We start from the raw sequence: 15,657 nt of genomic DNA on the forward strand, positions 1-15,657 counted from the left end.
TCGTTAGGAAATCAGTTTTTCAAGTTCATCTGCTGATAAACGATTGAGAGCCTCCAAGGATTTAGCCAAAACATCATGAACGGGCTGCGAATCGGGTTGCAGGGCTTGTACCGCCTCGCTGAAAGCCGCCAGATCGGCACTGCCGAACAGGCTCGCCAGCGGGATTTCGACACCCAGCACCTCGCGCAGACGCAGCACCACCTGAGTCGCCAGCAGCGAATGGCCGCCCAGCTCGAAGAAGTTGTCGCTGAGGCTGACCCGCTCAAGTTTCAGCACCTCGCCCCAGACTCCGGCGATTTGCTGCTGGAGTGGACTGACGGGCGCCACGTAGGCGTTCTGCAACAGTTGCGCGTCGGGTGGCGGCAGGGCACGGCGATCCAGTTTGCCGTTCGCGGTCAGCGGCAGGCTGTCGAGCAACAGCAGGTGCGCAGGCACCATGTAGTCCGGCAGATTGCCCTTGAGTGCCAGACGCACCCGCTCACGCCAGGCGCCCTGCTCTGCCGGCTCGACCGGTTGCGCCGTGACGAGGTACGCCACCAGTTGCACGCCGCCAGCGCCCGGCTGATCAAGGACCACAGCTTGACGAACGCCCGGCACGGCAAGCAGTTGCGCCTCGATTTCACCCAGCTCGATACGGAAGCCACGAATCTTGACCTGATGGTCGATGCGCCCGCTGTATTCGATCCGCCCATCGGCGCAATAGCGCGCCAGGTCGCCGGTGCGATACAAGCGTTCGCCATTCTCGCTGAACGGGTTCGGCACGAAACGCAGGGCGCTGAGGTCGGCGCGGTTCAGATACCCCCGCGCCAGACCGGCACCGCTGACGTGCAATTCACCGATGCAACCCTTGGCGACCGGATTGAAATCGGCATCCAGCACGTACCAGGACAAGTCCGCTATCGGCTCACCCAACGGACTGCCCGCCTCGTTGTGCAAGTCCGCCAGCGACAGCGGCCGATAAGTGACGTGCACGGTGGTTTCGGTGATGCCGTACATGTTGATCAGTTGCGGCGCGCTGTCACCGAAGCGCTCGAACCATGGACGCAGGCTTTTGACCTCCAGCGCTTCGCCGCCGAACACCACATAGCGCAGCGCCAGTTCTGCGCTCTGCCGGGAGTCGGTCGCCACCTGCATCAGTTGCTTGAATGCCGAAGGCGTCTGGTTGAGGACGGTGATTTGCTCGCGGCAGAGCAAGTCGTAGAACGCCTGGGGCGAGCGGCTCACCGCGTGCGGCACGATCACCAGACGCCCGCCGTGCAGCAGCGCGCCGAAGATTTCCCAGACCGAGAAGTCGAACGCGTAGGAGTGGAACAGGGTCCAGCGGTCTTCGGCGCCGAAGTTGAACCCGCGCTCGGTGGCCGCGAACAGGCGCAATACCTGTTGGTGCGCGAGCAGCGTGCCTTTCGGTTTGCCCGTGGAACCGGAGGTGTAAATCACATAAGCGAGGTTGTCACTGTCGACCGCCACCTGCGGATCGCTTGCCGGGTAACCGTTGCCCGCCTCGCCCAACAGCAAGGTCTGGACGTTGTCCGGCAAGGTCAGATGCGCCAGCACGCCCGGTTGCATCAATAGCAGGCTGATGCCGCTGTCCTCGACCATGTACTGCAACCGTTCCGCCGGGTATTGCGGATCCAGCGCCAGGTAAGCGCCGCCAGCCTTGAGGATCGCCAACATGCCGACGATCATCTCGATCGAGCGCTCGGCCGCCAGGCCCACCAGCACGTCCGGGCCGACACCGCGCTCGATCAGCGCATGGGCCAGACGGTTGGCGCGGCGGTTCAGCTCGGTGTACGTCAGTTGCTGTTCGTCGAGGCTCAGTGCAATGGCATCGGGCGCGCGCTGCGCCTGCGCGCTGATCAGCTGATGCAGGCTGGCGGTCTGCGGGAACGTCGCGCTATTGCGGTTCCAATCGCGCAGCACTGCTTGCTGCTGCGCGGCATCCAGCAGGTGCACGTCGCCGACCCGCTCTGCTGCCGATGCGCAACTCAATTGCAGCAACAACTGCTGCATGTGCCCGGCCATCTGCTCAATGACCGCCGCGCTGAAATGCCGCCGTGCGTAGGCAAATTCCAGCGACAGCGTGTCGCCCAGATCGACCAGCACGGTCAGCGGCAGGTTGGTCTGTTCATGGCTCGACACCTGACCGAAGCGCATGCCTGGCGGCGCGCCCTTATCCAGTGCCGCCGACACCGGGTAGTTCTCGAACACCAGCAGGCTGTCGAACAACCCTTCGCCGCCCTGACCGGCCCAGCGCTGGATATCGAACAATGGCGTGTGTTCGTACTCGCGCAATGCCAGGTTTTGCGACTGCAAGGCCTGCAGCCACGTGCCCAGCGCTTGTTCCGGACGCGGCGCGGCGATCACCGGCAAGGTGTTGATGAACAACCCGACCTGATGCTCGACACCCGGCAAATCTGCCGGGCGCCCCGACACGGTTGCGCCGAACGCCACGGCCGACTGACCGGTGTAGCGCTGCAACAGCAACAGCCACGCGCCTTGCACGACGGTGTTGAGCGTGACTTTGTGGTGGCGGGCAAACTCGCTCAGGCGACGTGTCTGCTGAGGGTCGAGCAGTTGCGTGTGACGGCCCTGGCCGCTGTCCTGCGCCGACGCGCCGTCAGCCCAGACGCGGGCAAGCAAGGTCGGTTCATCAAGCAGGCTCAGTTGGGTTTTCCAGAAGGTTTGCGCGGCCTGCGCATCCTGGCGTTGCAGCCAGCCGATGTAGTCACGGTAACGGCCGACGCGGTTCGGCAACGCCTGACCGCTGTAGCGTTGCAGCACTTCGCCGAGCAACTGCGAATTGCTCCAGCCGTCCATCAGGATGTGGTGGCTGGTGTAGATCAGTTCATGGCAATCGTCGGCCGTGCGCACCAGCAGCAGACGCAGCAGCGGCGCCACGCTCAGATCGAAGCCGTGCGCGCGCTCGGCGCTGGCCAGATCCTCGAGCGCTTGCGCCTGCCCGGCCTGCCCGCGCCAGTCCTGCACGCTGAACGGCAACAGCGCCTGACGCTGCACCACTTGCACCGGTTGTGCTTGCTCGCCGGTCCAGATGAAACCGCTGCGCAGCACCTCGTGGGCCTGCACCGTAGCTTGCCAGGCGTCACGGAAACGCTCGACATCGAGGCCGTGCACGCTGACGCGCATCTGGTTGATGTAGTCGCCGCTGCCTTCGGCGAACAGGCTGTGGAACAGCATGCCCTGCTGCATCGGCGACAGTGGATAGAGGTCTTCGACGTCGCGGGCGACCAGCGCCAACCCGTCCAGTTGCGCCTGTTGCAGCGGCGCCAGCGGGAAGTCCGACGGCGTAAAGCCGCCGTTGACAGGGTTCACGCAATGCGCAATGAGCAGGCTCAACTCGGTGGCGTAGTCATCGGCCAGACGCTGGACGGTGGCTTCGTCGAACATTTCGCGACTGAAGCTCCAGTCCAGGCTCAATTCGCCGCCATACACCTGACCGTTGAGCGACAGCCAGTTGCTCAGCGGTGCGCTGGCGCTTTGCTCGGCGCCGGCCTTTTCGGCGCTCGGCACAAACAACGCGCGCTCATCGAACTGACTGTCGAACTGGCCGAGGTAGTTGAAGGTGATCCGCGGCATCGCCAGCTCGGCGAGGGCGGCCCGCGCCGGGGCATCGCCCAAATGACGCAAGACGCCGAACCCCAGGCCTTTGTTCGGCACGTTGCGCAGTTGCTCCTTGATTGCCTTGATCGAGTCGTCGAGACGCTCCTGCGGGGTCAGGCGCAGGGGGAACAGGCTGGTGAACCAGCCGACGGTACGGGTCAGGTCGATGTCATCGAACAGTTCTTCGCGGCCATGGCCTTCGAGCTGGATCGAGGTCGCCGGTTGCCCGGTCCAACGGCAGATCACGCGCGCCAGCGCGGTCAGCAGCAGGTCGTTGACTTGCGTGCGATAAGCGCTCGGCGCGTCTTGCAGCAGTTGCCGGGTCAGCCCCGCATCAAGGCGACTCTGCACGACCATGGCATGGCGGTTTTCCAGGCTGCCGGCCGGGTTATCACACGGCAGTTCGGCCAATGCGCCTTGCGCCTGCCAGTAAGCGAGTTCGGCCTGCAACGGCGCGGTCTCGGCGTACTGTTGCAGGCGCTCGGCGAACGCCTTGAAGGCGCTGGTCTTGAGCGGCAGTTGCACCGTTTGCCCGGCCAGATGCTGGCCGTACGCGGTCTGCAAATCTTCCAGCAGAATGCGCCACGACACACCGTCGACCGCCAGGTGGTGAATGACCAGCAGCAAACGCTGTGAACCGTCGGCCATCCGTGCCAGCACCGCACGCAGCAAGGGCCCGCGCTCGATGTCCAGTGAGCGCTGGGCTTTGTCGCCCAAGGCGTCGAGCGCCGTTGCGTCGGCGACATCCGCCTGCCACAGCACACCGTCCTGCCAGTCCGCCGGCAAATGCAGCGCGTCCCAGCCATGCGTGGCCTGTTCGAAACTCAGGCGCAACGCATCGTGATGCTCCAGCAACGCCAGCAAGGCGCGCTCCAGCGCCGGGGCATCCAGCGCTTGCGCCGGACGCAACAGCAATGACTGGTTCCAGTGCGAACGCTGGGCAATCGCCTGGGCAAAGAAATCATGCTGAATCGGCAGCAACGGCGTTGCGCCGCGCACCGGTCCCTGATCGATCAGCGCCACGGCCTCGGACTGCTGCGCCACGCGCACCAGACCTTGTACGGTCTGATGCTGGAACAACGCCTTGGCACTGAAGTGAATCCCCGCCGCACGCGCCCGGCTGACCACTTGAATCGACACGATCGAGTCGCCGCCGAGTTCGAAGAAGTTATCGGTGACGCCCACTTGCGCCAGCTTGAGCACGTCTTGCCAGATCGTGACCAGCGCCTGTTCCAGCGCATTGCGCGGCGCCACATACGTGGCTGGCGCGGCGCTGAAATCCGGCGCCGGCAAGGCTTTGCGGTCGAGCTTGCCGTTCGGCGTCAGCGGCAGTTGCTCAAGGAACATCAACTGCGCCGGCAGCATGTAGTCCGGCAGGGTTTCCTTGAGCCAGTCACGCAACGTCTCATCCAGTGAGGCTACCTGCGGATCCGCCTTGCTCACCACATAACCGACCAGTTGCGTGCCGGTGTGGCCTTCACGCGCAACGACCACCGCTTCGTGAACATCGGCGTGGGCCAGCAGGCGTTTTTCGATTTCGCCAAGTTCGATACGAAAACCGCGGACTTTGATCTGGTGATCGACGCGACCGAGGTATTCGATCTGACCGTCAGCCTGATAACGCACCAGGTCCCCGGTGCGATACATGCGCTCGCCCGTGCGGCTGAACGGATTCGGCAGATAACGCTCGGCCGTCAGGTCAGGGCGCAGCAAGTAACCCCGGGAAAGACCCGCGCCGGCCAGGAACAACTCGCCGACGACTCCCAACGGCACTGGCTGCAGACGGGCATCAAGCACGAAACTGTCGGTGCCGGCCAACGGCCGACCGATGCTCGGCTGGCCACCGGCTTCGCGCCGCACATAGGTCGAGTACGTGGTGTCTTCCGACGGGCCATACAAGTCGTAGACGTGTTGCAGCGTCGGCTGGCTGTACAAGGCATCGACCAGCGATTGTTTCAGCGGCTCGCCCGCAAGGTTGATGATGCGCACGCTCGGCGGGATCTGCCCGGCCTGATGCAGCGCAGCAATTGCCGACGGCACGGTGTTGATCAGGCTGACCCGATCACGCGCCGGCAGGTCCGGCAGTTCCAGCGCGTTTTGCGCGAGGACGAAGAAGCCGCCACCGGCGAGGGTCACAAACAGTTCCCACACTGACAGGTCGAAGCAGATCGACGTCGAGGCCAGTACCCCTTGCAGATCCTCCCGGGTGTAAACGCCGTGGGCCCACTGAATCAGCGCCGCCGCATTGCGATGGGTGATCGCCACGCCTTTGGGCTTGCCCGTGGAACCGGAAGTGTAAATCACGTAGGCAAGGTTATCCGGGCTGCTGAGCGCCGGCAGATTGTCGACGGGCGACAGATCATCGGCCTCGGCAGTCACCGCCAACACACGCAGGCCCGGCGCCGCGAGCGCAGCCAACGGCGCGTCGGCGCCCACCAACAACAGCACCGCCCGGCTGTCTTCGAGCATGTAGCTCAGGCGTTCGGTCGGGTAGCTCGGGTCGAGCGGCACATAGGTACCACCGGCCTTGAGCACGGCCAGCAGCGCAACAATCATCTCCACCGAGCGCGGCAAGGCCACGCCGACCCGCACTTCGGCAGCGACGCCCAGCTCGCGCAGTTGCACGGCCAGACGATTGGCGCGGTTATTCAACTGTGCATAGCTCAGTTGCTGTTCACCGAAAATCATCGCCAATGCCTGTGGCGTCGCCGCCACTTGCGCCTCGACCAGCGCTGGTACGGTGAAATCGGTCGGCTGCGGCAGCTCCAGGCTGTTCCAGTCAGCCAGCATCAATTGCTGTTCGGCAGCATCGAGCAACGGCAAATCGCCAATTGCTCGCGACGCGTCCTGACTCACGGCGCGCAGCACATTGAGCCAGTGCCGCGCCAGTTGCTCGATCGTTTGATGCTTGAACAGGTCGGTGGCGTACGTCAGCGATGCCGCCACACCGCCCTGCACCTCGGCGGTGTCCAGCGTCAGGTCGAACTGTGCCGCGGCGCTGTCCCAGGCAACCCCTTCCATCTGCAAACCGGCCAGGCCGACGGGCTGATGCTGAAGGTTCTGGTGATTGAACAGCACCTGGAACAACGGGCTGTGGCTCAGGCTGCGCTGCGGTTGCAGCGCATCCACCAGTTGCTCGAACGGCAAATCCTGATACGCCTGGGCCTCCAGCACGGAATGCCGAACCTGTTGCAGCAACTGCTCGAAACCGTGGTCTGGCGCGATCTCGGCGCGCTGCACCTGGGTATTGACGAAGAAACCGATCAGTCCCTCGGTCTCCAGGCGATTACGGTTGGCCACCGGCACGCCGACGCGAATGTCGCGCTGGCCGCTGTAGCGGTGCAGCAAAGTCTGGAACGAGGCCAGCAGAAGCATGAACAGCGTCACGCCTTCGCGCTGTGCCAGGGCGTCAAGCGCGGACACCAGATCGGCCGGCAGTGCGAAGTCAAAACGTGCACCACGGAAACTCTGCTGCGCCGGACGCGGGAAGTCGAACGGCAGCTCCAGCACCGGTTGCTCGCCACCCAGGCGATCACGCCAGTAGGCCAGTTGCCGAGCGCTTTCGCCGTCATTCATCCATTGACGCTGCCACGCCGCGTAGTCGGCGTACTGCAAGGTCAGTGGCGCCAACTGCACATCGCGCGCCTCGCTGAAACCGGCGTACAGACGCACCAGTTCATCGACCATGACTTGCATCGACCAGCCATCGGAAATGATGTGGTGGGCGGTGATGACCAGGACGTGGTGCTCGCTGGACAACTCCAGCAACAGCACGCGCAATAACGGCCCCTGGAGCAGATCGAACGGCCGCTGGATTTCGGCCTCGACCCGCGCCTTCAGCGCTGCAGAACTGCTCCGAGAATCAAAAAGCGCCCGCTCGATGATTATCCGTTCGGTCGGGCGAATGACTTGCAGGGTCTGCGTCGGTTGCTCGACAAACACCGTGCGCAGCGATTCGTGGCGCGCCACCAGCGCCTGAAGAGCCTGATCCAGCGCGCCAACATTCAAGTGCCCGCGCAGGTGCAACGCGGTCGGCACGTGGTACGCCGCGCTGTCCGGCTCCAGTTGCCAGAGGAACCACTGACGTTCCTGGGCAAACGACAAGGGCAGCGGCTGGCCACGCTCCAGCGCGACCATCGGCAGCACATGGCTGGTTTGCAGCGCCGCGCAGGCCTGGGCAAAAGCGCCGAGGCTCGGCTGCTCGAACAACACCCGCAACGGCACGTCGAGTTCCAGTTCATGGCGCACCCGGGAAATCACTTGGGTCGCCAGCAAGGAATGACCGCCGCGCTCGAAGAAGTGATCGTCCAGCCCCACCGGCGCTACGTGCAGCACCGCCTCCCAGATCGCCGCCAACTGTTGTTGCAGTGCGGTTTTCGGCGCTACGTAAGCGTATTGGCTTTGACTCAGGTCGACCTTCGGCAACGCTTTGCGATCGAGTTTGCCGTTGTTATTCAACGGCAACGCCGCCAGCAGTACCAGATGCGCCGGCACCATGTATTCCGGCAGGGATTGACGCAGCGTGGTTTTCAACTGGTCGAGCCATGCCGTTTGTGCCAGCGGGTCGTCCGCCAGCCGAGCCGGCTCGGTCGCGACGACATAGGCCAGCAATTGCGCGCCGCCGGCGCCGTCCTGAGCCACCACAGCCGCTTCGCGCACCTGATCAAGCGCTTGCAGGCAGGCTTCGATTTCGCCCATTTCGATGCGGAAACCGCGGATTTTCACCTGGTGGTCGATGCGCCCGACGTATTCCAGTGCACCGGCCGCGTTGTAGCGTGCCAGATCGCCGCTGCGATACAGGCGCGCGCCCGGCTCGCCGCCGAACGGGTCCGGCAGGAAACGCTCGGCGGTCAGCGCCGGGCGGTCGAAATAGCACTGCGCCAGACACGCTTGCGCGCCGATGTACAGTTCGCCGACGCCTTCGGCCGCAAGCAACTCGCCCGCCGCATCCAGCACATACAACGCGCGTCCCGCCGTGGCCTGACCAATCGGAATACCGAAGGTGTCGCTGGCATCTTGCAGACGGCATTCATGCACGCTGGACACCACCGTCGCCTCGGTCGGACCGTAGGTATTGAGCAGCCGCACATGGCCCAGACCCGCGGCGTGCCACAGGCGCAAGCCCTCGACGGACATCGCCTCGCCACCGACGTGAACCTGACGCAGCTGACCCAGCCCGGCCACGCGGCCATTGGCACATTCGCGCGCCAGCAAATACCAGTACGCCGCCGGCAAGTCGGCGAGTGTCACCTGGTGCGCGACGATTGCAACGGCCATCTGGCCGACATCCCACGGCTCGTCGCCGCGCATGACCAGCGCCGCGCCGACACACAGCGGCGGGTAGCACTGCTCGACGAAACCGTCGAAGCTGAAGGTCGCGAATTGCAGCACGCGATCTTCGGCGGTCAGTTGCGAATACTCGGCGGCGGTCTGACAGAACTCGCGCAGTGCACCGTGATCGATCGCCACGCCTTTGGGTTGCCCGGTCGAGCCGGAGGTGTAGATGACGTACGCGAGGTCCGCCGCGACTGCCTGGTTGTCTGGATCGGTGTCGGCATAAGCGGCCAGCTCAGCCTGCAGATCGCCAAGGCTCAGACGCGTCAGCGTGGTCGGCAGCGGCAGGTCAGCCAGCAAATCGGATTCGCACAGCAACAGATCGAGACGGCTGTCACTGATCATGTAGGCGAGGCGTTCAGCCGGGTATTGCGGATCGAGCGGTACGTACGCCGCAGCGCTTTTCAGTACCGCCAGCAGGCTGACGATCAACTGCGGCCCGCGACGCATCGCCAGGCCAATGCGCTGGCCGGGCGCGACGCCAAGCGCCAGCAAGCGATGGGCCAGGCGGTTGGCCTGCGCGTTCAATTCGCCGTAGCTCAGCTGTTGCTCGCCGACTTGCAATGCCAACGCGTGAGGCGTCGCGGCCGCCTGGGCGGCAAAGCGTTGGTGCACCAGCGCTTCGCTGCGCAGTTGCAGCGTCAGCGGTTGACTGGCGGCCAGCACCTGCGCGCGCCCCGCATCGTCCAGCAGCTGCAACGCGCCGAGACGGATGTCAGGGGTCGCAACCATTTGCGCCAGCAAGTGCTGCAGATTGGCGCTCAACTGCGCCACTTGCGCGGCACTGAAACGCGCGGTGTCGTAGCTGAATTCCAGGCTCAGGCCGGCGGCCAGCTCGATGCCCAGGGTCAGCGGGTAGTGGGTGCGTTCGTGGTTGTGCAGGTCGCCGAAGGACAACCCGGCCGGCGCGCCGCGCTTGAGCGCTTCGGCCACCGGGAAGTTTTCGAATACCAACAGGCTGTCGAACAGCGCTGTACCTTGGTGCCCGGCCCAACCCTGAATATCGTAGAGCGGCACATGTTCAAACTCGCGCATGCTCAGGTTCTGCGCCTGCAACTCGCCGAGCCACTGGCCCAGTGGTTGGTCCGGCGCTGCGCCGCAGACCATCGGCAGCGTATTGATGAACAGCCCCAGCTGTTGCTCGATGCCCGGCAATGCCGCCGAACGACCGGCAACCGTGGCGCCAAACGCCACGTAATCCTGACCGGTATAGCGTTGCAGCAACAGCGCCCACGCCGCTTGCATCACGGTGTTCAGGGTGACTTTGTGCTGGCGGGCGAAATCCGCCAGCTCGCGAGTGGCGGCCTCATCGAGCGCAACGATCAGCTCTTCACTGCCCTGCCCGGCAACCGGTGGGCGCAAGGCTTCGGCGAGCAGCGTCGGCGTGTGCAACGGCGCCAGCGCGGCCGTCCAGAACTGCTCTCCCGCGCTGGCCGATTGTTGCTGCAACCAGCCGAGGTAATCGCGGTATTGGCCCAGCGGTTTGCCCGGCGCTTGCCCGGCGTAGTGCTGGATCACTTCGGCGAGCAATTGGGCGTTGCTCCAGCCGTCCATAAGGATGTGATGACTGGTGTAGATCAGGTGCCAGGCGTGCGCACCGCTACGCACCAATTGCAGACGCAACAGCGGCGCGGCGCTCAGCTCGAAACCCCGCTCGCGCTCGGCATCGGCCAAGGCATCAAGGTCGGCATCGGTCTGCTCGATCACTTGCAATGGCAGCTCGACCTGCCGATGAATCGCCTGATGCGCGCTGTGCAGGCCCTGCCAGTGAAAACTGCTGCGCAGAATGTCATGACGCGCGAGCGCCGCTTGCCAGGCTGCGCTGAAACGCACGAGGTCGAGGCCGTTGATGTCCAGGCGCAACTGGTTGATGTAGGCGCCAACCTGCGGCTCGTACAAGGTGTGGAACAGCATGCCCTGCTGCATCGGCGACAGTGGATACAGGTCTTCGATCTCCGGCAGCGTCAGCGGTAACTCGTCGAGTTGCTGCTGGGTCACGCTGGCCAGCGGGAAGTCAGACGGTGTCGCCTGGCCGGCCGGGGTCTGGCAGCAATGGTCGATCAGCGCCTTGAGTTCGTCGGTATAAGCACTGGCCAATGTTGCGATGGTCGCGGCATCGAACATCTGCTCGCTGAAACCCCATTGCAGGGCGAGTTCGCCGCCATACACCTGGCCTTCGACGGTCAGCCAGTTGGCCAGCGGCGCCTGCTCGTCCTGCGCCGTACCGCTGCGTTCGCGGGCCGGTTCCCAGAGCGCAGCCTCGTCGAACTGGCGATCAAACTGGCCGAGGTAATTGAAGGTGATGCGCGGCGGCGTCAGCGCGGCGAGCGACTGCTGCACCGCTGGCTCACCGAGGTAACGCAGCACGCCATAACCCAAGCCTTTGCCGGGCACCGCACGCAGTTGCTCCTTGATCGACTTGATTGAGGCCGACAGGCTATCGAGCGGTTGCAGGCTGACCGGAAACAGACTGGTGAACCAACCCACGGTGCGGGTCAGGTCGAGATCATCGAACAAGTCTTCGCGGCCATGCCCTTCCAGCTGGATCAGTGCCGAGGGCTGACCGCTCCAGCGGCAAATGACTCGCGCCAGAGCAGTCAGCAACAAGTCATTGACCTGGGTGCGATAAGCCGCCGGCGCGGTTTGCAGCAGTTGCCGGGTGAGGTCGCTGTCCAGGCGCACTTCGATTTTCTGCCCGAAACGGTTTTCCAGGCTGCCGTCGGCGCGGTCGCATGGCAACTCGGCCGCCGCCGTTTGTTGCTGCCAGTACGGCACCTGCGAACTCAGTTGCGGCAGGTATTCATGCAGGTGTTCAGCCCACGCCTGATAAGCGCTGGTCCGCGCTGGCAGCACCACGCCGCCGCCACTTTCCAGCTGCGTGCAGGCCTGCTGCAAATCTTCCAGCAGGACGCGCCAGGAAACACCGTCGACCGCCAGGTGGTGGATCACCAGCAACAGGCGTTGTGTGTTGTCGGCCATCTGCACCAGCAGCGGCCGCAACAACGGACCGGCGTGCAGATCAAGGCTGCGTTGCGCCTCATCGCACAATGTGGCGAGTGTGGCGGCGCTGTCCGCCTGGCGCTGCCACAAGCCGGATTCGCTGACGGTCTCGGCATAGGCCTGCTGCCAGCCTTGCGCGGTTTCAGTGAAACGCAGACGCAATGCGTCGTGCTGGTTGAGCAGCTGCGTCAGCGCGCGCTCCAGGACATCGGCCCGCAGGGTTTGCCGTGGAGTCAGCAACAGCGACTGGTTCCAGTGTCCACGCACCGCCATCGGTTGATCGAAAAAATGATGCTGCACTGGCGTCAGCTGCACCGCGCCAGTGGCGGGAGCCTGCTCTTGAGTGGTTTGCTGGTCGAACGTGGCGACCAGCGCCAGACTGCGCACGGTCTGGTACTGGAACACATCGCGCGGGCTCAGGCGAATGCCGGCCTGGCGGGCGCGGCTGACCACCTGGATCGAAATGATCGAGTCACCGCCGAGCTCGAAAAAGTTGTCGTCCAGGCCGATTCGTTCAGCGCCCAACACTTGCTGCCAAATCACCGCGAGGGCTTTTTGCAGGTCGTCCTCAGGTTCGATAAATGCCTGCTGAACCGCCGCTTCCGGCTCCGGCAAGGCACGGCGATCGAGCTTGCCGTTGGCGGTTACCGGCAGTTTCAGCAGCGGCATGAAATACGTCGGCACCATGAATTCCGGCAGGCCGGCGAGCAGCCACGCCTTCAGGGCTGGCTGCCATTGCGCGTCCGGCTCGGCGTCAGCGAGCACCAGATACGCGACCAGATGCTTGCCGCCCTGCACCAGGACCACCGCCTCGCGCACCGATGGATGTTGCATCAGCCGGGTTTCGATTTCGCCCAGTTCAATGCGCAAACCGCGCAGCTTGACCTGATGGTCGAGACGGCCCAGGTATTCGATCACGCCATCGGCGCGTTGGCGCACGCGGTCACCGGTACGGTACAACCGCGCGCCAGCATGGAACGGGCACGGCACAAAACGCTCGGCGGTGAGCGCCGGACGCCGATGGTAACTGCGTGCGAGACCCGCACCACCCAGGTACAACTCGCCGGCCACACCGGCCGGCACCGGGGACAATTGTGCATCCAGCACATGGGTGCGCAGGTTGGCGATCGGCTCGCCAATCGGCACGCTGTCGGCGCCCTCGTCGACGCAGGTCCAGTGAGTCACGTCGATCGCCGCTTCGGTCGGGCCGTAAAGGTTGTAGAGCCTGGCTTGCGGCAGCTTGGCGAACACTTGCAACTGCGCGTCCAGCGGCAGCGCTTCACCGCTGCAAACGATGCGTTTGAGACTGCTGCACGCCACGACGCCCGGCTCGTGAATAAACGCCTGGAGCATCGACGGGACGAAGTGCAGCGTGGTGATGTGATGTCGGCCGATGGTCTCGATCAGCCGCGCCGGCTCACGGTGCTCGCCCGGCGCCGCCACCACCAGACGCGCGCCGCTCATCAATGGCCAGAAGAATTCCCAGACCGAAACGTCGAAACTGAACGGGGTCTTTTGCAACACCGCGTCGCGCTGATCCAGCGCATAGGCTTGCTGCATCCAGCACAAGCGGTTGACCAGCGCGGCGTGACTGTTGCCGGCCCCCTTCGGTTTACCGGTGGAGCCGGAGGTGTAAATCACATAGGCCAGGTTCAGGCTGTGCATCGGCACCTGCACCCGCGTATCGCTGTAGCGCGCCAGCCAGTCGTCGTCCCGATCAACGGCGATCACCGTCAGCCCTTCGGCCGGCAAGCGTTGCAGCAGACTGCTTTGGCTCAACAGCAGCGTAATCGCGCTGTCCTCGATCATGTAGGCCAGGCGTTCCTGCGGGTACTCAGGATCCAGCGGCACGTAGGCGCCGCCGGCCTTGTGGATCGCCAGCAGGCCGACGACCATTTCAATCGAGCGCTCCATCGCGATGCCCACCAGTCCATCCGGGCCGACGCCCTGCTCACGCAGCAGATGGGCCAATTGGTTGGCACGGGCATCCAGCTGCGCATAGCTCAGCTCGGTGTCGCCGAACGCCAGCGCCGTGGCGTGCGGGGTGCGATCGACCTGAGCCTCGATCAGTTGGTGCATGCACTGTTCGATCGGATAGCGTTGTGCGGTGTCGTTCCAGTCGTGAACCAGCACTTGCAGTTCATTTGCGTCGAGCAGCGGCAGCTCGCCGATACGCTGCTCGGCATCACCGACCATCGCTTGCAACAGACGCGTCCAGTGCCGTGCCATACGTTCGATGGTGGAGGCTTCGAACAGATCGCTGGCATAGGTCAGCGCCGCGCGCAGCTTGCCGCCCTGCTCATAGGTGTCCAGGGTCAGGTCGAATTGGGTCGTGCGGCTCTGCCAGTCGAGCGCGCTCAGTTGCAGCCCCGACGCCGTGGTCAGGGCCGCCAGATCGGCGACCTGCGGCTGGTGGTTGTACATCACCTGGAACAGCGGCGTATGGCTCAGGCTGCGCTCCAGTTTCAGCGCTTCGACCAGTCGCTCGAACGGCAGGTCCTGATGCGCCTGGGCGCCCAGCGCGGTGTCCTTGATGTTGCGCAGCAGATCGGCGATGCGGGTCTGGCCGTCCAGCTCGGTGCGCAGCACCTGGGTGTTGACGAAGAAGCCGATCAGGCCTTCGACTTCGGCGCGGTTACGGTTGGCGATCGGCACGCCGATGCGGATGTCGTTCTGCCCGGTATAGCGATGCAGCAGCACATTGAAAGCGCCCAGCAACAGCATGAACAAGGTGATGTTGTGCTTGCGCGCGGTGCTGCGCAGTTGTTGCGCCAGTTCGCTGTCGAGGGTGAATTCATGGCGGGTGCCGCGATAGCTCGGCACGGCCGGACGCGAATGATCGGTCGGCAGTTCCAGCACCGGGTGCTCATCACCCAGGCGCGCCTGCCAGTACTCCAGTTGCCGTGCCTGCTCGCCCGCCTCCAGCCAGCGCCGCTGCCACAACGCGTAGTCGATGTACTGGATCGGCAACGCCGGCAGTTGCGGTTCGGCGCCCGCATCATGGGCGTCGTAGCAACGAGTGAATTCGTCGATCAGGACATTCATCGACCAGCCGTCGGAGACGATGTGGTGCAGGGTCAGCAGCAACACGTGCTCGTGCTCGGCCAGGCGCAGCAGTTTCACCCGCAGCAAGGGTCCGCACGCCAGATCGAACGGCTGCAGCGATTGCGCTTCGACCTCACGCAGTACCGCTTGCTCACGCGCCTGCGCCGGCAACTCGCGCAGATCGACCTGCTCGACGTGCAACGGCGCACTGCCCGGCACCTGCCGCAAACGGTCATCGGCCTGACGCTCGAACACCGTGCGCAAGGTTTCATGACGCGCCACCAGACTGGCGAACGCCTGCTCCACCGCTACGGTGTTGAGAGGTCCGTTGAGCCGCACCGCACCGGGCAGATTGTAGGCGCCACTGTGCTGATCCAGTTGCCAGAGAAACCACATGCGCTGCTGGGCGTAGGACAACGCGTGACGATCCTCGGCCTCGACACCGGCGGGAATCGGGAATTGCGCGAAATCCACACCTTCCTTGTTCAGCGCAGCCAGGAACATCTGGCGCTTTTCCAGGGGCAACCCGATAAACCGGCGAGCGAGTTTCAAGGAGTCTTCAGCATTCATTTCTAAGCATCCGGATCAGTAGGCAGGAAGCACAAAGGCACGTCGTCCCTATAAAACGAATGCAGACCGGAAAAATTAGCGAATGAGAAC

General features: G+C 64.2%; 1 protein-coding gene. It reads right to left on the bottom strand.

Annotation, left to right across the window (positions count from 1 at the left end; genetic code table 11):
* Positions 1 to 3: 3 nt before the first annotated feature.
* Positions 4 to 15,567, bottom strand: coding sequence for a non-ribosomal peptide synthetase (locus tag HU743_RS20250; RefSeq protein ID WP_186650824.1), 15,564 nt, complete (start codon positions 15,565 to 15,567; stop codon positions 4 to 6).
* Positions 15,568 to 15,657 lie beyond the last annotated feature (90 nt).

Source organism: Pseudomonas sp. SWRI99 (assembly GCF_014270125.1).
GTDB classification, from domain to species: domain Bacteria; phylum Pseudomonadota; class Gammaproteobacteria; order Pseudomonadales; family Pseudomonadaceae; genus Aquipseudomonas; species Aquipseudomonas hamedanensis.